This is a genomic window from Streptomyces catenulae (genome assembly GCF_000718015.1).
GTDB lineage: Bacteria > Actinomycetota > Actinomycetes > Streptomycetales > Streptomycetaceae > Streptomyces > Streptomyces catenulae.
Map to the genome: position 1 here is coordinate 306,250 of NZ_JODY01000001.1, position 16,178 is coordinate 322,427.

Annotated in this window: 17 protein-coding genes; 10 read left to right on the forward strand and 7 right to left on the reverse strand. The window is 74.4% G+C overall.

Features of this window, described 5'->3' with window-relative positions; all coding sequences use genetic code 11:
• Positions 1–81 precede the first annotated feature (81 nt).
• From IF23_RS0101315 to mmsB, 4 genes are read left to right on the forward strand one after another with little or no spacing between them, the layout of a single operon-like run.
• Complete coding sequence (locus IF23_RS0101315; RefSeq protein ID WP_030278802.1) at positions 82–1,581, forward strand: CoA-acylating methylmalonate-semialdehyde dehydrogenase; 1,500 nt, start codon at positions 82–84, stop codon at positions 1,579–1,581.
• Positions 1,578–2,732: an acyl-CoA dehydrogenase family protein gene (locus IF23_RS0101320; protein ID WP_425423781.1), complete on the forward strand. Its 1,155-nt coding sequence runs from the start codon at positions 1,578–1,580 to the stop codon at positions 2,730–2,732. Before IF23_RS0101315 ends, IF23_RS0101320 begins: the two co-directional genes overlap by 4 nt.
• Positions 2,729–3,805, forward strand: a complete 1,077-nt coding sequence (locus tag IF23_RS0101325; RefSeq protein ID WP_030278806.1) for an enoyl-CoA hydratase/isomerase family protein — start codon at positions 2,729–2,731, stop codon at positions 3,803–3,805. Before IF23_RS0101320 ends, IF23_RS0101325 begins: the two co-directional genes overlap by 4 nt.
• On the forward strand, positions 3,799–4,719 hold the full coding sequence (mmsB, locus tag IF23_RS0101330) for a 3-hydroxyisobutyrate dehydrogenase (RefSeq protein ID WP_037676972.1): 921 nt from the start codon (positions 3,799–3,801) through the stop codon (positions 4,717–4,719). Before IF23_RS0101325 ends, mmsB begins: the two co-directional genes overlap by 7 nt.
• Before the next feature lie 48 nt (positions 4,720–4,767).
• Here mmsB and IF23_RS0101335 read toward each other — a convergent pair whose 3' ends face one another.
• Positions 4,768–5,187 carry a PPOX class F420-dependent oxidoreductase gene (locus IF23_RS0101335; RefSeq protein ID WP_030278810.1) on the reverse strand — a complete coding sequence of 140 codons (420 nt, stop codon included), beginning with the start codon at positions 5,185–5,187 and terminating at the stop codon, positions 4,768–4,770.
• 285 nt (positions 5,188–5,472) lie between these two features.
• On the opposite strand from IF23_RS0101335, the gene IF23_RS0101340 reads away from it, so the two are divergent.
• Positions 5,473–6,468, forward strand: a complete 996-nt coding sequence (locus tag IF23_RS0101340; protein ID WP_030278812.1) for an SDR family NAD(P)-dependent oxidoreductase — start codon at positions 5,473–5,475, stop codon at positions 6,466–6,468.
• A 119-nt stretch (positions 6,469–6,587) separates the two neighbouring features.
• Here IF23_RS0101340 and IF23_RS0101345 read toward each other — a convergent pair whose 3' ends face one another.
• From IF23_RS0101345 to IF23_RS35315, 5 genes are all read right to left on the reverse strand, one after another.
• A complete protein-coding gene (locus IF23_RS0101345) occupies positions 6,588–7,085 on the reverse strand; it encodes a peptidylprolyl isomerase (RefSeq protein WP_030278813.1) in 498 nt (165 codons plus the stop codon).
• Positions 7,086–7,142: 57 nt separating this feature from the next.
• Entirely contained in the window at positions 7,143–7,490 is a 348-nt protein-coding gene (locus IF23_RS0101350; protein ID WP_030278814.1) for an ArsR/SmtB family transcription factor, read from the reverse strand.
• Positions 7,491–7,728: 238 nt separating this feature from the next.
• A complete protein-coding gene (locus tag IF23_RS0101355; protein WP_051739070.1) occupies positions 7,729–8,154 on the reverse strand; it encodes an ATP-binding protein in 426 nt (141 codons plus the stop codon).
• Positions 8,155–8,271: 117 nt separating this feature from the next.
• Positions 8,272–9,147, reverse strand: coding sequence for an ATP-grasp domain-containing protein (locus tag IF23_RS0101360; RefSeq protein ID WP_037676974.1), 876 nt, complete (start codon positions 9,145–9,147; stop codon positions 8,272–8,274).
• Positions 9,148–9,372: 225 nt separating this feature from the next.
• Entirely contained in the window at positions 9,373–10,479 is a 1,107-nt protein-coding gene (locus tag IF23_RS35315; RefSeq protein WP_030278817.1) for a TerD family protein, read from the reverse strand.
• 426 nt (positions 10,480–10,905) lie between these two features.
• On the opposite strand from IF23_RS35315, the gene IF23_RS0101370 reads away from it, so the two are divergent.
• The 3 genes from IF23_RS0101370 to IF23_RS0101380 all read left to right on the forward strand — a co-directional run bounded on the left by IF23_RS0101370 (position 10,906) and on the right by IF23_RS0101380 (position 13,988).
• Entirely contained in the window at positions 10,906–12,414 is a 1,509-nt protein-coding gene (locus tag IF23_RS0101370; protein WP_051739071.1) for an NCS1 family nucleobase:cation symporter-1, read from the forward strand.
• 49 nt (positions 12,415–12,463) lie between these two features.
• Entirely contained in the window at positions 12,464–13,198 is a 735-nt protein-coding gene (locus tag IF23_RS0101375) for an aspartate/glutamate racemase family protein (protein WP_030278820.1), read from the forward strand.
• Positions 13,199–13,328: 130 nt separating this feature from the next.
• Positions 13,329–13,988: a DUF6197 family protein gene (locus IF23_RS0101380; protein WP_030278822.1), complete on the forward strand. Its 660-nt coding sequence runs from the start codon at positions 13,329–13,331 to the stop codon at positions 13,986–13,988.
• A 22-nt stretch (positions 13,989–14,010) separates the two neighbouring features.
• On the opposite strand, the gene IF23_RS0101385 is transcribed toward IF23_RS0101380, so the two are convergent.
• Complete coding sequence (locus IF23_RS0101385; RefSeq protein WP_030278824.1) at positions 14,011–14,622, reverse strand: phosphatase PAP2 family protein; 612 nt, start codon at positions 14,620–14,622, stop codon at positions 14,011–14,013.
• Between the two features lie 190 nt (positions 14,623–14,812).
• Between IF23_RS0101385 and IF23_RS0101390 the strand changes: the two genes are divergently transcribed.
• Positions 14,813–15,196 carry a BlaI/MecI/CopY family transcriptional regulator gene (locus tag IF23_RS0101390; protein ID WP_030278826.1) on the forward strand — a complete coding sequence of 128 codons (384 nt, stop codon included), beginning with the start codon at positions 14,813–14,815 and terminating at the stop codon, positions 15,194–15,196.
• The gene (locus tag IF23_RS0101395; RefSeq protein ID WP_030278828.1) at positions 15,196–16,116 is read left to right on the forward strand and encodes a M56 family metallopeptidase; all 921 of its coding nucleotides are present in this window, start codon (positions 15,196–15,198) and stop codon (positions 16,114–16,116) included. Before IF23_RS0101390 ends, IF23_RS0101395 begins: the two co-directional genes overlap by 1 nt.
• Positions 16,117–16,178: the final 62 nt, after the last annotated feature.

Below are 16,178 nucleotides of genomic sequence, written 5' to 3' on the forward strand. Positions count from 1 at the left end.
GGCAGGCCCCCGCACCCCACCGGGTGCGCCCCCGGCCTGCCGCGCCCTCCCCGGATCGCACCTGACGAGAGCAGGCATCTCATGGTCCGTGAACTGACGCACTTCATCGGCGGCGCCCCCGCCCCCGGCACCTCGGGGCTCTTCGCCGACGTCCATGACCCCAACACCGGGCAGGTCCAGGCCCGCGTCCCGCTCGCCGGGCGGGCCGACACCGAGCGGGCGATCGCCGACGCCGCCGCGGCCCAGCCGGAGTGGGCCGAGTGGAATCCGCAGCGCCGCGCCCGGGTGCTGCTGAAATTCCTCCAACTCGTCGAGGGCGAGCGGGACCAGCTCGCCCGGCTGCTCTCCTCCGAACACGGCAAGACCGTCGAGGACGCCCACGGCGACCTCCAACGCGGCCTGGAGGTCGTGGAGTTCGCCGCCGGGATCCCGCATCTGCTCAAGGGCGAGTTCACCGACAACGCCGGGCGCGGCATCGATGTGCACTCGCTGCGCCGCCCGCTCGGCGTCGTCGCCGGGATCACCCCGTTCAACTTCCCCGCCATGATCCCGCTCTGGAAGGCCGCACCCGCCCTGGCCTGCGGCAACGCCTTCATCCTCAAGCCCTCCGAACGCGACCCGTCCGTCCCGTTGCGGCTCGCCGAACTCTTCCTGGAGGCCGGTCTGCCGCCCGGCGTGCTGAACGTCGTCAACGGCGGCAAGGAGGCGGCCGACACCCTCCTCGCCGACCCCCGCGTCCAGGCCATCGGCTTCGTCGGCTCCACCCCGATCGCCGCCGACGTCTACGCCACCGCCGCCCGCCACGGCAAGCGCGCCCAGTGCTTCGGCGGTGCCAAGAACCACCTCATCGTGATGCCCGACGCCGACCTCGACCAGGCCGTCGAGGCGCTGATCGGCGCCGGGTTCGGCTCCGCGGGCGAGCGCTGCATGGCCGTCTCCGTCGCCGTCCCGGTGGGCGAGGAGACCGCCGACCGCCTCGTCGCCCGCCTCAAGGAGCGCATGGGCACCCTGCGCATCGGCACCTCCGACGACCCGGACGCCGACTTCGGCCCGATGGTCGGCCGCGACGCCGTCGACCGGGTGCGCCGCTACGTCGACATCGGCGTCAACGAGGGCGCCGAACTCGTCGTCGACGGCCGCGGCTTCACCCTCCCCGGCCACGAGAACGGCTTCTTCGCCGGTGCCTCCCTCTTCGACCGGGTCAGCCCCGCCATGCGGATCTACCGCGAGGAGATCTTCGGCCCGGTCCTCAGCGTGGTGCGCGCCGCCGACTACGAGGAGGCGCTGCGGCTGCCCAGCGAGCACCCGTACGGCAACGGCGTCTCCCTCTTCACCCGGGACGGCGACACCGCCCGCGACTTCACCCGCCGCGTCGACACCGGCATGGTCGGCGTCAACGTCCCGATCCCGGTGCCCGTCGCGTACCACACCTTCGGCGGCTGGAAGCGGTCCGGCTTCGGCGACCTCAACCAGCACGGGCCCGACGCCATCCGCTTCTACACCCGCACCAAGACCGTCACCTCGCGCTGGCCCTCCGGGGTCAAGGAGGGCGCGACCTTCACCCTGCCGACGATGGGATGAGGGCGATGACCACCACCCTCACCAAGGACCAACTCGCCCTCGCCGAGGTCACCCTCGACTTCACCGAGGAACACCTCACCCCGCACGCCGTCGCCTGGGACCGCGACAAGCACTTCCCCGTCGACGTCCTGCGCAAGGCCGCCGGACTGGGCCTCGGCGGCATCTACGTACGCGAGGAGTCCGGCGGCTCCGGGCTGAGCCGCGCCGACGGCGTCGTCATCTTCGAGGTCCTGGCCACCGGCTGCCCCTCCATCGCCGGATACCTCTCCATCCACAACATGGTCGCCTGGATGATCGACCACTACGGCGACGAGCCCCAGCGCGCCCGCTGGCTGCCGGACCTCTGCGCCATGGACGCACTCGGCAGCTACTGCCTGACCGAACCGGGCGCCGGCTCCGACGCCGCCGCCCTGCGCACCCGCGCCGTCCGCGACGGCGACGACTACGTCCTCACCGGCGTCAAACAGTTCATCTCCGGCGCCGGTGCCTCCCAGGTGTACCTCGTGATGGCCCGCACCGGCGGCGAGGGGCCGGGCGGCGTCTCCGCCTTCGTCGTCGAACGCGACGACCCGGGCCTGTCGTTCGGGCCCAACGAGCAGAAGATGGGGTGGAACGCGCAGCCCACCCGGCAGGTGGTGCTCGACGGCGTCCGTATCCCCGCCGACCGGATGCTCGGCGCCGAGGGCGACGGCTTCCGCATCGCCATGGCGGGCCTCAACGGCGGGCGCCTCGGCATTGCCGCCTGCTCGCTCGGCGGTGGCCGCAGCGCCCTCCACCGCAGCCTGGCCTACCTCGCCGACCGGGAGGCGTTCGGCGCCCCGCTGCTCGACGCCCAGGCGCTCCGCTTCCGCCTCGCCGACATGGCGACCGAACTCGCCGCCGCCCGCGCCCTGGTGCGGCAGGCGGCCGAGGCGCTGGACGGCGGCGACCCGCAGGCGCCGCAGTTGTGCGCGATGGCCAAGCGGTTCGCCACCGACACCGGCTACACCGTCGCCGACCGGGCCCTGCAACTCCACGGCGGCTACGGCTATCTCAGCGAGTACGGCATCGAGAAGATCGTCCGGGACCTCCGGGTCCACCAGATCCTGGAAGGGACCAACGAGATCATGCGGCTCATCGTGGCCCGCGGCCTGACGGAGGTCGCCCGATGACCGCATCCGACGACCCGGTCCTCACCGAGGTGACGGGCCGCACCGGCCGCCTCACCCTCAACCGCCCCCGGGCCCTCAACGCCCTCACCCACCCCATGGTCCACCGGATCTCCGAGACGCTCGACGCCTGGGAGCACGACCCGGCCGTACGGACCGTGGTACTCACCGGCGCGGGGGAGCGCGGACTCTGCGCGGGCGGCGACATCCGCGCCATCCACGACGACATCCGCGCGGGCGGCGGCAGCGCCTCGGCCGCCTTCTGGCGCGACGAGTACCGCCTCAACGCGCGGATCGCCCGCTACCCCAAGCCGTATGTGGCGCTCATGGACGGCATCGTGATGGGCGGCGGCGTCGGCGTCTCCGCGCACGGCACCGTCCGCATCGTCACCGAACGGACCCGGATCGCCATGCCGGAGACCGGCATCGGCTTCGTCCCCGACGTCGGCGGCACCTACCTCCTGGCGCTCGCCCCCGGCGAACTGGGCACCTACCTCGCGCTGACCGGGCAGCCGGTCGGCGCCGGGGACGCGCTGCGCTGCGGTCTGGCCGACCACTTCGTCCCCTCCGACCGGCTGCCGGGCCTCCTCGCCGCGCTGGCCGACCGCGAGGTCCACGACGTCCTCCCGGCCTTCGTCGGCGAGGCACCGCCCGGCAGCCTCGACTCCCGGCGCGAGTGGATCGACCACGCCTTCGCGGCGGACACGGTCGAGGAGATCGTGGACCGGCTCCTCGGCAGCGGTCGGCCCGCCGCGAAGGAGGCCGCCACCACGCTCCTCGCCGCCTCGCCCACCTCGCTGAAGGTCACCCTCGCCGCCCTGCGGAAGGCACCCGGCCTCGGCCCGCTGGAGGCGGTGCTGGAGCAGGAGTACCGCGTCTCCTGCGCCACGCTCACCGCCCCCGACCTGGCCGAGGGCATCCGCGCCCAGGTGATCGACAAGGACCGCACGCCCCGCTGGTCGCCCGCCACCCTCGCCGAGGTGACCGACGCCGACGTGGCGCGCTTTTTCGCCCCGCCCGCCGACCGGCCGCTGCGCCTGGTCACCGACGCCGCACCCCAGGAGGTCCCGTGGTGAACATCGCCTTCATCGGACTCGGTCACATGGGCGGCCCCATGGCCGCCAACCTCGTCCGCGCAGGTCACCAGGTGCTCGGCTACGACCTCGACGCCGCCTCCCTCGCCGAGGCGGCTGCCGCGGGCGTCACCCCCGCCGCCTCGGCGCCGCAGGCCGCGGCCGGGGCCGACGTGGTCGTCACCATGCTCCCCATGGGCCGCCACGTCCTCGCGCTCTACCGGGACGAGGGCCTGCTCGCCGCCGCCGCGCCGGGCACCCTCTTCGTCGACTGCTCCACCATCGACGTGGCCGACGCCCGCCTCGCCCACCGGGCGGCCACCGACGCGGGCCACCGGGCGCTGGACGCACCCGTCTCCGGCGGGGTGGTGGGCGCCGAGGCGGCCACCCTCACCTTCATGGCGGGCGGCGGCGCGGCCGAGTTCGCCGAGGCCGAACCGCTCCTCGCCGCCATGGGGAAGAAGGTGGTCCACTGCGGCGACGCGGGCGCCGGACAGGCCGCGAAGATCTGCAACAACATGATCCTCGGCATCTCGATGATCGCGGTCAGCGAGGCGTTCGTCCTCGGCGAGAGCCTGGGCCTGTCCCACCAGGCGCTCTACGACGTCGCCGCCGCCGCATCCGGCCAGTGCTGGGCGCTGACCACCAACTGCCCGGTCCCCGGCCCCGTCCCGACGAGCCCCGCCAACCGCGACTACCGCCCCGGCTTCGCCGCCCCCCTCATGGCGAAGGACCTGGGGCTGGCCGCCAACGCCGCTCGCGCCGGAGGGGTCGACGCCCGCCTCGGCCTCCAGGCGGCCCGGCTGTACGAGGAGTTCGGCGCCGCCGGGGGAGCGGACCGGGACTTCTCCGCCATCGTGGCGGCCATCCGGGAACGCTCCGGCGCCCCGCAGGCGGCCGTGGAGGGCCCGTCCTGACCCGCGCGGGTGCGACCGGGGCCCGCCACGGCGCGGGCCCCGGTCCGGTCAACCGGCCTGCGCGCTGTCCTTGTGGGCGCCCCAGCCGTGCCACCGGTCGATCTCGATCCAGGCGGTCACCCGGGCCCGGTCCCGCCGCGGGTACGGGGTGCCGAGGTAGTGGTGGGCCAGCCGGTCGATGTCCGTCAGCTCCCCGTCCGGCCGCAGCTCGGTGACGCGGCCGACGAGGCTGAGATGGGTGTACCAGTCGCCCTCGTCGAGCACGGTGAGCGTCACCCGCGGATCGTCGCGGACATGCGTCAGCCGCCTGCGGCCCTCGTCCATGTTGACCATGACGCGGCCGTTGTCCCAGAGGTACCAGGTGGCCGTGGAGACGGGCTGACCGTCCGGCCGCAGGGTCGCGATGACGGCGGGGTTGGCCTTCGCCAGCATGGCGGTGGCTGCCTCGGGCAGCGGAGGCTTCGACATGGGCACACCTCACGGTCGGGCCGGTGGACGGGAACGGGCGGCTGACGGGCGCCGGGCCGCGCGCCTGCGGCGGGCACCGGAGCCCCCGGGACATGCTGTCCGCTCCCCGCCCCGACCGCCATCCCGCGGGGGCCGCTCCCGTGAACGGCCCGCACCGGGCCCGCCTCCGCACACCCCCGCCCACCGCGCGCCGGGCCCCCCGCCGACGTACCGTTGACGCGGAAATCCCCGCTCCCACCCCGCCCGCCGCCCGCGTCCGCGGCGCCCCGGGCCGGAAGGTGCGCCATGACCAGAGTCCGCGACGCGCTCACCGCCGCACCGGACATCGGCGGCCTCACCACCGTCGTCACCGGCGGCTCCCGCGGTCTGGGCCTCCTCCTCGGCCGCCGCTTCGCCCGGTACGGCTGCCGGGTGGTGCTGCTCGTCCCGGACGCCGCCGACCTCGACCGGGCGGTCCGGTTCGCCGGACGGGGCGCCGGGGGCCCGGTGCGCGGCGCCGTCTGCGACGTACGGGACGCGGCGGCGGTCCGCGACCGGTTCGCGGAGATCGCCGAGGACGAGGGCGGCATCGACATCACCGTCGCCGCCGCGGGCCTCCTCCAGGTCGGCCCGGCGGAGGCGCTCGGCCCCGACGGCTTCCGCCGGGCGCTGGACGCGGTCTTCACCGGTGCCCTGCACACCTCCCTCGCCGCCCTGCCCCACCTGCGGCGCAGCCCGGTCGGCGGCCGCCTCGGGCTGATCGGGTCGGTGGGCGCGCCGGTGCCCGTACCGCATCTGGTGCCGTACGCCTGCGCCCGGTCGGCCGTCGGCGCCCTCGCGGCGGGGCTGCGCGCCGAGGAGGCGGCGCACGGCGTCACCGTCACCGCCGTCCACCCGGGTCCGGTACGCACCGGTGCGCCGCTGCGGGCGTACTTCGGCGGTGACCGGCGGCGGGAGTACGCCTGGTTCTCGGCGCTGGCCGGGCTGCCGCTGCTCTCCATGGACGCCGAACGGGCCGCCGACCGGATCGTCACCGGGATCCGGCGCCGCCGCCCGCGGATCGTCCTCACCCCGGCCGCCCGGCTCGGCGCCGTGGCGGGCGGGGTGGCGCCGGTGACCACCGGCCGTCTGATGGCCGCCGTCGCCCGCGCACTGCCGCGCGGCGACGCCCCGGCGACGGTGACCGGCGCCGAGGTCGCCGCCGACGACCAGCCGCCCGCGCCCCGGCTACGCGCCGTCCTCGGTGTCCTCGACGCCCGTGGCGCCGCCCGCTGCAACGCACGCATCCGCAAAGACCGGTGACGGGATCCGGTCGCAGATTGACGTGTTCCGCGCCCCGGAAACGGCCGAGCGCGCCGCCCGGCGGGGTGCCGGTGGCGCGCTCGGCCGACGGAGCCGGGGCCCCGTCGGTGGTGCGGGTGTCACTCGCCGACGACGCCGGACTTGTCGATGGTGACCTTGGCCTTGGGGGCACCGCTCTGCGAGCCGAGGGCCTCGATCTTGGTCACCAGGTCCTGGCCCTCGACGACCTCGCCGAAGACGACGTGCTTGCCGTCGAGCCAGGAGGTGACGACGGTGGTGATGAAGAACTGCGAGCCGTTGGTGTTGCGGCCGGCGTTCGCCATCGACAGCAGGAACGGCCGGTCGTGCTTGAGCTGGAAGTTCTCATCGGCGAACTTCTCGCCGTAGATGCTCTTGCCGCCGGTGCCGTTGTGGTTGGTGAAGTCACCGCCCTGGAGCATGAACTGCGGGATGACGCGGTGGAAGCCGGAACCGGCGTAGCCGAAGCCGTGCTGGCCGGTGGCGAGCTCACGGAAGTTGGCGGCGGTCTTCGGCACGACGTCGTCGTACAGCTTGAAGACGATGCGGCCCTCAGGCTTGTCGTTGATGGTGATGTCGAAAAATACGTTGGTGCTCATGGAGGCATTGTGGCACCCGGTGTGCCCCGTCCCGTGCGCACCCTCGGCCCCGCGCGGCTACGGCGCCGGGGTGTCGTCCGTGGTGGCCCGCAGGTCGGCGAGGAGTTCGGCCTGTCCGGCGAGGACACCCGTGAGGATCGTCCTGGCGACCTTGAGCAACTCCGCCACCTGCGGGTTGGCCAGCGAGTAGTGGACGGTCGAGCCCTCTTTACGGGTGGTGACCAGCTTCGCCCGCCGCAGGACCGCGAGCTGCTGCGACAGATGCGCCGGTTCCAGACCGACCTCGGGCAGCAGCTCCGCCACCGCGTGCTCCCGCTGGCTCAGCAGCTCCAGGACACGGATCCGCGCCGGGTGCCCCAGCGTCTTGAAGAACTCGGCCTTGAGTTGGTACAGCGGCGTGCTCATCGCGCCCCCACTTCTCCGGCGCGGCGGGAGCGCCCGGTCGGGCCCTCCGCGGCGTACCGCGTCCATCCGCTCGTCGACGACATCGGTTTCCTCCTCCCGCGCGGTGACGGGGCGGCCGACGCGCGGGATCCGGAGCCACCTGAGGCCGACGTGGTGACCTCGGCGATCGCCAAGATTATCAACTCCGCCGGTCACCGGAGGCGGCCCGGGGCGGGCGCCCGGCGGCTCGCGGACCGGCTCACAGGGGCAGACAGACTCGGACGGTCTTCCCCTCGCCGTCCGCGTCCGGGAGCACCCCGGCGGTACCGCCCAGACCGAGGGTGAGTTCCATGACGGTGGCCAGCCCGCCGTCCTCGCTGCCGACCGTGGCGCCGTACAGCGTCGGCAGGTACGGGTGCCGGTCGTGGACCGCGACGACCAGCCGGTCCCGGCGGGCCGCGTAGACGACGGTCAGCTGGGTGGAGAGCGGTGCGGCGTGCCGGACGCTGTTGGTGACCAGCTCGGCGAGGATCAGCAGCGCCGGGCCGACGGTCGGGTGGTGCGCGCCGATGTGCCACTCCGCCAGGACCTGCTCGGCGGTCTCCCGCGCCACCCGGACCGCCGCCGGGACGGTGGGCAGGGTGAGGACGTGACGCTGCCGCAGCGATTCCAGCCCCGCGATCACCGCTCCTCCCGGTGGCCGGGCCCTGATGCAAAGGTCATCACCACAGCATCTAATCAATTGCGAACTTTCGCAATTCCGCAGCTCAAGGCGGTGCCCCGGCCCGGCGTGGCCGGGGCGTCAGCGCACCACGGGCTGCGCCGGAACGGTGACCGGGAGGGGGAGCGGCGCAGCGGTCAGGGCGCCGGGACCGCGCCGGGCGAGGCGGAGCACGGCGGCGGACACCCGGGCGACGGCGTCCGGGACCTGACGGAAGCTCGGGAAGTCGTTGATGTCGACGACCACCGGACCGTCGGGCCCGAACAGGACGTCGATGCCGTAGAGGTCGAGCCCGAAGGCGGCGCCCGTCTCGGCGGTGATGCGGGCGACCTCGGCGGAGAGCGGGACGCACCGCTCGCGGACCGCGCGCCCGGGGTGGAGCGGGGAGCGGCGCTCGGTGGCGAACAGCTCCCCGGCGACGCTGTAGACCTTGAGATCGGTACCGGAGTTGGGGACGTACGGCTGGGCGATCAGCAGCCCGGTGGCGGGTGCCTGGTCCGTGGCGGTCAGCTCGCCCGGGTCGCGGACCAGCCGGACGGCGCGCCCGGAGCTGCCGTCGGCGGGCTTGACCACGAGCGGGAACTCCGCCTCGGGTATCCGCGCGAACTCCTCGGCGCGGGCGGCCGCGTACGTCACCGGGACGGGCAGCCCGTGGGTGCGGGCGATGACCGCGGCGAGCGCCTTGTCGCGGACGCCGCGGATGGCCCGCACATCGTTGACGGTCGTCAGACCGGTGTGTGCGGCGGCCTCCAGCAGGGTGAGACCCGGGCCGCCGGAGACGGTTTTCAGCACCCAGGCGTCGTGGTCCCCGGCGGTGAGGGCGGAGGACAGCGGCAGCAGCGAGCGGCCGGGCCGGACGATGTCCACCGTGTGGCCCCAGGCGCCGAGTTGGGCGATCACCTCCCGGGGCATCCCGTCGTGGCGGTACTCCTCCTCCACCAGGAAGCAGAGCCTCATCGATGACACCCCGATCGCCGCACGTCCACCGTCCGCCCGGCAGATCCTTGACCTTTGACATGCGGGATCCTACGCGGGCGCCCGGCACCCGGCCGCCGGGGTCGCGGGCGGCGGCGCGGGAGCGCGCGACGGCGCCCGGCCGGGGGTGGTGGCCGGGCGCCGCAGCGGAGTCAACGGGGAGCGGGGGCCCGGCACTTCGGTGCCGTCCGGCCGCTCCCGGCGAGGTCAGTCCTCGTAGTAGTTGTTGACGATCACATCGGGCTCGTCGTCGTCGAACGCCTCGTTGAGCAGCGCGCCGCCGACCAGACCGGCCGCACCGGCGCCGATGAGCGCGCCGGTGCCGAACCGGCGGCCCTGCTGCGGCTGTTCGGGCTGCGGGTACCCCTGCTGCGCGGGCGCCGCCTGCGGGTAGCCCGGCTGGGCGGGCTGCTGCGGGTACCCGGCCTGCGCGTACCCCTGCTGCGGGGCGGTGTAGTACGGCGGCGGGGTGGTCTGGACGCGCTGGGCGCAGCCGGGGCACGAGGTGATCTGACGCGGGACGCCCCACTGCGGCGACCACATGACGGGCGTCGTGCCGGGGCCGTGCGAGGGGTCGAAGAAGCAGGTCATGTCGGTGGCTCCGATCGGTGCGGGGTGGGCGGCGGGGTCCGGCACGGTGGCGTGACCGGACGGCGGGAAGGCGGCGGGCTCCGGCGGGAGCGGGGGCGTCGGCGGCATCGCGGGCGCGGGCGGCGCCGGTGCCGCGATGGGCGCCGGGGCGGCCGGTTCGGGGCGCAGGACGTCGACGCCGTAGTCCTGGGCGATCCCGGCGAGCCCGGAGGCGTAACCCTGGCCGACGGCACGGAACTTCCACTCCGCGCCGTGGCGGTACAGCTCGCCGAAGACCATGGCGGTCTCGGCGCCGCCCGCGCCGTGCAGGTCGTAGCGGGCGAGCGGGGTGCCGTCCGTGGCGGTCACCTGGATGTGGGCGGCGGCGACCTGCGCGAAGCTCTGGCCGCGTTCCTCCGCCTCGTAGAGCGAGACCGGGAAGACGATCTTGGTGACGGCGGCGGGGACGGCGCCGAAGTCGATGTCGATCCGGGCGTCGTCGCCGCTGCCGTCATGCGGCGGGGCGGCGAGCGTCACCGCGCCCTCGGGGCTGCGGAGGTTGTTGAAGAAGACGAAGTGCGCCTCGGACAGCACCTTCCCGGAGCCGTCGCAGAGCAGCGCGCTCGCGTCCGGGTCGCAGCCGGTGCCTTCGGTCCGCCAACCCAGCCCCACCCGTACGGCGGTCAGGCCGGGGGCCTGTTTGCTGAGCGACACATTGCCGCCCTTGGTCAGGGCCACCGTCATCTCTTCCTCCACAACTGCCGTGCCGTACGGCGTCCTTCGGCGTCCGCGATCCTACGGTTACCGGATTGCGCAATGACTGAAGTATGCCTGGTCCGCGGGGGTGGCAAGGCGCTGACCGGCGCACTTCGGCCAGGTGGCGCGGAGGGGTGGCCGGTGGGCGCCCCTCCGCGCCACCCGGACGGCCGTGACATCGGCCTCATCTGCTGGGCGTGGGGCGGGATCTGGTGTTTGGTATCCCATCGAAGGTGCGCCGACCGCGGTGCGGTGCTTCCGCGGTCGGATTTCTGTGACGCACCCCACCTGCGTTTTTCTGCTGCACGCCTCTTGACCGCCGCGCGAAGCCGCCCGTAGCGTCCCCGTCACCTCAGCGGAATTTGATTTCTGTATACCGGAATATTTTCGGGAAAGGCGGCTGGTGTGACCGCAATGCAGGGCGCATCGCGCACGGAGGGGACGCCGCTCGCCGGTTCGGAGGCGGACACCGCGGGCACCGACACCAGTCCCCGGCTCTACAACCCCGATCTCGCCCCCACCAGGAAGGCGGGCCGCAGCTGGAGCGGGTACAACGTCTTCACGCTCTGGGCCAACGACGTGCACAGCCTGGGCAATTACGCCTTCGCGATCGGCCTCTTCGCTCTCGGGATGGGCGTCTGGGACATCCTCGCCGCCTTCGTCCTCGCCTCCGTCTTCCTCTTCGGACTGCTGAGCCTCTCCGGCTACATGGGGGCGAAGACGGGCGTGCCGTTCCCGGTGATGAGCCGTATCGCGTTCGGGATCCGGGGCGCCAAGCTCCCGGCGGTCGTCCGCGGCGGCGTGGCCATCGCCTGGTTCGGCATCCAGACCTATCTCGCCTCGTCCGTGCTCTCCGCCCTGCTGGTGGCGGTGGCGCCCGGACTCCGCTCCTGGCAGCAGCACTCGCTGCTCGGACTGTCGGCGCTCGGCTGGGTCTCCTTCCTTACGCTCTGGCTCGTCCAGGTACTGATCGTCAGTTACGGCATGGACGTCATCCGCAAGTACATCGCGGTGGCCGCACCGGCCGTACTGGTGACGATGGCGGCGCTGGCGGTGTGGATGTTCGCCAAGGCGGACTGGTCGCTGGCGATGGACGCGGGCCACCCGTTCACCGGGGCGGAGCGCTGGCTGCACATCCTGGAGGCGGCGGCGCTGTGGGTGGTCATCTACGGCACCTTCGTCCTCAACTTCTGCGACTTCACCCGCTCCGCGAAGTCGAACCGCTCGATCCTGCTGGGCAACCTCGTCGGCATCCCGGTCAACATGATGTTCTTCGCGGGCATCGTGGTCGTGCTCAGCGGCGCCCAGTTCAGGATCAACGGGCGGATCATCGCCGGTTCCGACGACATCGTGCGGACCATCCCCCACACCTTCCTGCTGGTCCTGGCCTCGCTGGCGCTCATCGTGCTGACCGTCGCGGTCAACCTCATGGCCAACTTCGTCGCCCCCGTCTACGCCCTGGTCAACCTCTTCCCGCAGCGGCTCGACTTCCGCCGCGCGGCCCTCGTCAGCGCCGTCATCGGCCTGGTGATCCTGCCGTGGAACCTCTACGACAGCCCGGTCGTCGTCGAGTACTTCCTCGGCGGGCTCGGGGCGCTGCTCGGCCCGGTCTTCGGCATCGTGATGGCCGACTACTGGCTGATCCGCCGGACCCGTGTGCACGTCCCGCACCTCTACACCGAGGATCCGCGGGCGAGTTACGCCTACCGCTCGGGCGTCAACCCGCGCGCCGTCGCCGCACTCGTCCCCTCGGCCGCCGTCGCCGTCGTCGTCGCGCTCGTCCCGTACTTCTCCGCCGTCTCCGGCTTCTCGTGGTTCCTCGGCGCGGTGCTCGCCGCGGTGCTCTACGTGGCCGTGCCCGGCCGGGTGCGCCGTCCGTACGAGGACGTGGACGGCGAGGAGATCGCCGTACCCAGCGCCTAGGCGCGCACCCCGCTCCACCGAACACCTCTAGCGAAACGGGATCCCCCTCATGCGGCTGCTGGTCGTCAACGTCAACACCACCGAATCGATGACGCGGAGCATCGGCGAGCAGGCGGCGGCCGTCGCCGCGCCGGGCACCGAGATCGTGCCGCTCACCCCGGCGTTCGGCGCCGAGTCCGTCGAGGGCAACTACGAGAGCCATCTCGCGGCCGTCGCCGTCATGGAGGCCGTCCGCGCCCACCGCGAGCCGTACGACGCGGTGATCCAGGCGGGCTACGGCGAGCACGGCCGGGAGGGGCTCCAGGAGTTGCTGGACGTCCCGGTCGTCGACATCACCGAGGCGGCCGCTGCCACGGCGCAGTTCCTGGGGCGCAGCTACTCCGTCGTCACCACGCTCGACCGGGCCGTCCCGCTGATCGAGGACCGGCTCACCCTCGCCGGGCTCGCCGCCCGCTGTGCCTCGGTCCGGGCCAGCGGTCTGGCCGTGCTCGATCTGGAGCGCGATCCGGCGGCCGCGGTCGAGGCGATCGTCGAGGAGGCGGCGCGCGCGGTCGAGCGGGACCGCGCCGAGGTGATCTGTCTGGGCTGCGGCGGCATGTCCGGGCTGGGGGAGCGCGTCGTCGAGCGGACCGGTGTGCCCGTGGTGGACGGCGTCGCGGCGGCGGTGACGGTCGCCGAATCCCTCGTCCGCCTCGGCCTGAAGACCTCCAAGGTCCGCACCTACGCGCCGCCGCGCCCGAAGCGGTTCCGCGCCTGGCCGCCGACCGCGGGCGGCCTCGGCTGAGCGGCCCCGGGCGCCGCGCCGTCCGGGCGCGGCACACCCGTAAGAAGAAAAACCGCAAATAGGGACATAAGGTCTCCGGTGTGCCGCGGTGGTCGCGGTGTCGATCCCGCCGCACCGCGAAGGGGACCCCATGCCCGTCCCGGAGCTGACCGTCACCGCCCTCGACCGGGCCGCCGCCCGCCTGGTGGACACCGGGCCGGGCCCGTGCGCCGGGCCGGAGACCGTACGGCGGGGCCCCGTTCGCCCGGATCACCGGGAGCGGGCCGCGTGGGAGGGGATCGCCGCGGGCTGGGCGCGGACCGCGCCCGCCGATCCGGCGGCCCGGCGGCTGATCCGTGCGACCGTCGACGAACTGGTCGCCGAGGCGCTGCGCGCGGTGCCCCGGTACGGGACCCGTCCGGATGTGGAGGTGCGGCTGCCCGGCCGGTTCGCCCGGGCGCTGCCCGACTGGGCGCACCGCCGCCGCCCGGACCTCTCCCACCGGCCGAGCACCCAACTCGCCGTCACCGCCGAGATCCTGCGGACCTGGGGCTGGCAGCAGCGCCCGCACCGGCTGCGCGACCGCCGCGGGCGCCGGTGCGTCTGCGGGGCGCTCCTCGGCGCGGTGGCGCTCGGCGTCGGCTCCGAGGACGCCGCGGAGCGCGCCGCCGCCCACATCCTCGGCGAACTGCGCCACCGCGGCTGGCAGGCGCTGATCGGCGACTGGAACGCGGTACCGGGCCGCACCCGGGAACAGGCCGTCGCACTGGTCACGGCGGCCCGGGGGCGGGCGCTGGCCGCGGGGGAGTGAGCGGCCCCGCGCCCGCCCTCTGTTACGCCGTGGCCACCAACGGCCGCAGCCGGGTGGTGCCCAACCGCTCCACCAGCGGCGCCGCGCGGCCCGCCGGGACGGACACCGCGCAGGCCACGGCCGCGCCGACGAGCAGTCCGGCCGCCACGTCGTGCGGATAGTGCGCGCCCACCCACACCCGGGACGCGGCCATCAGCAGCGCCAGCACCGCGGCGAGCGCGCCGATGCGCCGGTCCGCCAGCAGGAGCGCCACGGCGGCGGCTCCGGCGATGGCGGCGTGGTTGCTGGGGAACGACCAGTCGCCCGGCGGCGGGCACGCCTGGACGGTGACGGTGTGCAGCACCTGGCACGGCCGCCGCTCGTCGAAGACCGCCTTGACCACGTCGTTGACGAGATACCCGGCGACGATCACCACCGGTACCGCCAGCACCCGCGCCATCCGGACCGCGTCCCCGCCGGAGCGCGCCCGCCACCACGCGACGGCCAGACAGAGGACGAACGCACCGAGCCCGAAGTCCGTCCACACCGACACCGCGGTGTTCCACGGTGCCGGGGCGTGTGCGGCGAGATCGGTCACCCAGAGGTAGAGCCCCCCGTCCAGGGAGGCTCCGCCGGCGGCGAGCGGAAGGGTCACGGCAGCTCCTTGTGAGCGGGGGAGGGGCGGGCGCCGTCGGGCGCCTCGCGCGGGGGCCGGGTCGCACCGCCCGCCCCGGAGGGAGGCCCGGACCGGACGGCAGGGGCGTCTACACAGCAGTAGACCGACTACGTCACTGTAGACGACGATGTGCGAGGCTGGACGCCATGAGCGGTACGGAGGAGACACGATGAGCGGTGCGGACAAGGAGCGGCGGCTCGCCGGTGAGCTGGAATCCGGGGTGCTCGCCGTGTTGTGGGCGGCGGACGCTCCGCTCACCCCCGGTCAGGTCCAGCAGGCGCTCGGCGCGTCGCTGGCACGCACCACGGTCACCACGATCCTCACCCGCCTCCACGGCAAGGGCACCCTCGTCCGCGCCCGCTCCGGCCGCGGCTACGCCTACGCGCCCGCCCAGGACGCCCCCGGGCTGACCGCCCGCCGGATGCACTCGGAGCTGGCGAAGGACGAGGACCGCGGTGCCGTGCTCGCCCGGTTCGTCTCCCAGCTCTCCGACGAGGACGAGCAACTGCTCCGCTCGCTGCTCGACGAGGGGCCCGCCGGGGACCGCCCGTGATGTCCCTGGTGTGGGTGCCGCTGCTCGCGCCGTTCCTCGCCGTCCCGGCGGCCCGGCGGCTGGCCGACGCCCTCGCCCCGCGCCGCGCCGCCGCCCTGCTGGTCTGCGTCGCGGTGGGGCTCGCGCTCTGCACCGCGGCGGCGCTGGCGCTGCTGATGGTCCCCGGCGCGTCGTATCTGCCGTGGGTGGCCGCCGCCGGTGAACTGCTCACCCCGCTCGCCGACGGGCCGCCCGCGCTGACCGTCGGCGTCTCGGCGGTGGCCGCCGCCCTGCTGGGCGCGAGCGCCGCCGCGGTGACGGTCCGGCTCCGCGCCCACCGCGCCGACCTGCGCGAGGCCCGTACACGGGCCGGGGCGTTCCGCGGCGAGCTGGCCGTGGTGCCCGACGAGCGGCCGGACGCCTTCGCGCTGCCCGGACGGCCCGGCCGGATCGTGGTGACCACCGCGATGCTGCGCGCCCTGGCACCGGCCGAACGCACGGCGCTCTTCGCCCATGAACGCGCCCATCTGCGCGGCCGTCACCATCTGCCGCTCGCCGCCGTGGACCTCGCCGCCCGCTGCCATCCGGCGCTGCGCGGCCTCCGCGCGCCGCTCGGGTACGCGCTGGAGCGGATCGCCGACGAGGCCGCGGCGGACGCCGTCGGCGACCGGACGCTGACCGCCCGCGCGGTCGGCCGGGCGGCGCTCGCGGGCGGCCCCGCGCCCCGGCCCCGTACGGTCCTGGCGGCCACCGCCGGGCCGGTGCCGCGCCGGGTGGCGGCGCTGCTCGGCCGGGAGGTGGCCGCCCGTCCGGCGCCCCGGCTGCGCCGCGCGGTCGCCGCCGGACTGCTGCTCTGCCTGGTCACCACGGGCGCGGCGGAGCTGAGCGCCGCCGACACGCTGCACGCCCACATCGAGGTGGCCCAGGGCGAATGGCGGTGAGCCGGGGACCGGCGGGCCCGCGGCGGTGACCGCCGCCGGAGCCGTCCGGCCACCCGGCACCG

What these genes read in the sequence shown, in the direction of transcription:
- IF23_RS0101315 (WP_030278802.1), top strand. Translation starts at nt 82, where the DNA reads ATGGTCCGTGAACTGACGCACTTCATCGGCGGCGCCCCCGCCCCCGGC.
- IF23_RS0101375 (WP_030278820.1), top strand. Translation starts at nt 12,464, where the DNA reads ATGCGGCTGCTGGTCGTCAACGTCAACACCACCGAATCGATGACGCGG.
- IF23_RS0101350 (WP_030278814.1), bottom strand. Translation starts at nt 7,490, where the DNA reads ATGAGCACGCCGCTGTACCAACTCAAGGCCGAGTTCTTCAAGACGCTG.
- IF23_RS0101340 (WP_030278812.1), top strand. Translation starts at nt 5,473, where the DNA reads ATGACCAGAGTCCGCGACGCGCTCACCGCCGCACCGGACATCGGCGGC.
- IF23_RS0101345 (WP_030278813.1), bottom strand. Translation starts at nt 7,085, where the DNA reads ATGAGCACCAACGTATTTTTCGACATCACCATCAACGACAAGCCTGAG.
- IF23_RS35315 (WP_030278817.1), bottom strand. Translation starts at nt 10,479, where the DNA reads ATGACGGTGGCCCTGACCAAGGGCGGCAATGTGTCGCTCAGCAAACAG.
- IF23_RS0101380 (WP_030278822.1), top strand. Translation starts at nt 13,329, where the DNA reads ATGCCCGTCCCGGAGCTGACCGTCACCGCCCTCGACCGGGCCGCCGCC.
- IF23_RS0101335 (WP_030278810.1), bottom strand. Translation starts at nt 5,187, where the DNA reads ATGTCGAAGCCTCCGCTGCCCGAGGCAGCCACCGCCATGCTGGCGAAG.
- IF23_RS0101325 (WP_030278806.1), top strand. Translation starts at nt 2,729, where the DNA reads ATGACCGCATCCGACGACCCGGTCCTCACCGAGGTGACGGGCCGCACC.
- IF23_RS0101370 (WP_051739071.1), top strand. Translation starts at nt 10,906, where the DNA reads ATGCAGGGCGCATCGCGCACGGAGGGGACGCCGCTCGCCGGTTCGGAG.
- IF23_RS0101390 (WP_030278826.1), top strand. Translation starts at nt 14,813, where the DNA reads ATGAGCGGTGCGGACAAGGAGCGGCGGCTCGCCGGTGAGCTGGAATCC.
- IF23_RS0101360 (WP_037676974.1), bottom strand. Translation starts at nt 9,147, where the DNA reads ATGAGGCTCTGCTTCCTGGTGGAGGAGGAGTACCGCCACGACGGGATG.
- IF23_RS0101320 (WP_425423781.1), top strand. Translation starts at nt 1,578, where the DNA reads ATGAGGGCGATGACCACCACCCTCACCAAGGACCAACTCGCCCTCGCC.
- IF23_RS0101395 (WP_030278828.1), top strand. Translation starts at nt 15,196, where the DNA reads ATGTCCCTGGTGTGGGTGCCGCTGCTCGCGCCGTTCCTCGCCGTCCCG.